Raw genomic sequence first — 1,245 nt, 5'->3', positions numbered from 1 at the left:
GGGGCTTAGAATGGCCGTCTCAGGAGATCCCCGCGATGAGTAAGAAGAGCATCAAAGAGACAATTAAATCACGACGTCAATTTACCGATCAGTTCAAACGCGATGCCGTACAAATGTTGCTCGATGGCCATTCGGCGACTTCGGTGGTTGACCGACTCGGTCTATCAGGAACGAATTTGTTGTATCGATGGAAAAGAGAGCAGTTGCGGCAAAGCGGCCCAGTCGCTTCGTCGCTTGATAGTCGAGTGAAGGAACTGGAAATCGAATTGCGTCGTGTTGAGCGAGAACGTGACATCTTAAAAAAAGCATTGTCTATTTTCAGCCGAAGCGACTGAGTGATCGTTTTGCTGCTGCAGCAGAAATAGTCGACTCGACGAAGGCATCTGCTAGCGATGTTTGCCTTGCGCTTTCGTTGTCACGCAGTTCGTTCTATGAATACCAGCAAGCAAGTTGTCGATTTGAACCGACTCGGGCCGAAGAACTGTCGCCAATGATCATCGATATTTTCTGGAAACATCGGCGACGCTATGGGACTCGGCGAATCGCCAGTGAGCTTGCCGATCGCGGCATTGTCGTTTCCCGCAGAACGGTCGCAAAAGCCCTGGAATCGCAGGGTTTGAAGGCGATACAGCCGAAATCCTTTCAGCCTAAAACGACCGATAGCCGACACCGACTCGGTTACAGTCCCAATTTGTTACTGGAGGAAATCGAACTTACGAGTATTAATCGCCTGTGGGTCGCTGACATCACTTACGTCCCGCTGACGCATCGAAAGTTTGCTTATTTGTCAATGGTGATGGATCGTTTTTCAAGACGAATCATCGGATGGAAATTGGATGTGACGATGACAGAGCAACTTGTCGTTAGCAGCCTGAAGGATGCGATCATGAGCCGTCAGCCTGGCAAGAATCTGATTCACCATAGCGATCGTGGTGGCCAATACGCTGGAAGTCGATTTCGCCAAATGCTGAAGCGTTCATCGATTCGCCAAAGCATGAGCCGCGCTGGCGACTGCTACGACAATGCATTTATGGAAAGTTGCTTTGGAACGATCAAGACCGAACTGGAGATGACCGAATACGAGACAGTACATGAAGGAGAACACGAGCTCGGAGAATACTTCAGCTATTACAACCAAGAGCGAAAACACTCGAGTCTTGGTTACCAAACACCTTCACAGTTTGAATCCATTCACCTAGGTCAACGCTAAGACTTCCGCGCGCCCGGAATCAGGTCACCACCTCA

Annotated in this window: 2 protein-coding genes; both read left to right on the top strand. The window is 49.6% G+C overall.

Annotation, left to right across the window (positions count from 1 at the left end):
* Positions 1-335: transposase (locus tag RMSM_RS09780; RefSeq protein WP_236622071.1), on the top strand; the 335-nt coding region annotated here is incomplete at its 5' end.
* 77 nt (positions 336-412) lie between these two features.
* Entirely contained in the window at positions 413-1,210 is a 798-nt protein-coding gene (locus tag RMSM_RS09775; RefSeq protein ID WP_008694879.1) for an IS3 family transposase, read from the top strand.
* Positions 1,211-1,245: the final 35 nt, after the last annotated feature.

The organism is Rhodopirellula maiorica SM1 (assembly GCF_000346295.1).
Lineage (GTDB): Bacteria > Planctomycetota > Planctomycetia > Pirellulales > Pirellulaceae > Novipirellula > Novipirellula maiorica.
This window is presented reverse-complemented; position numbering and strand designations above follow the sequence as displayed.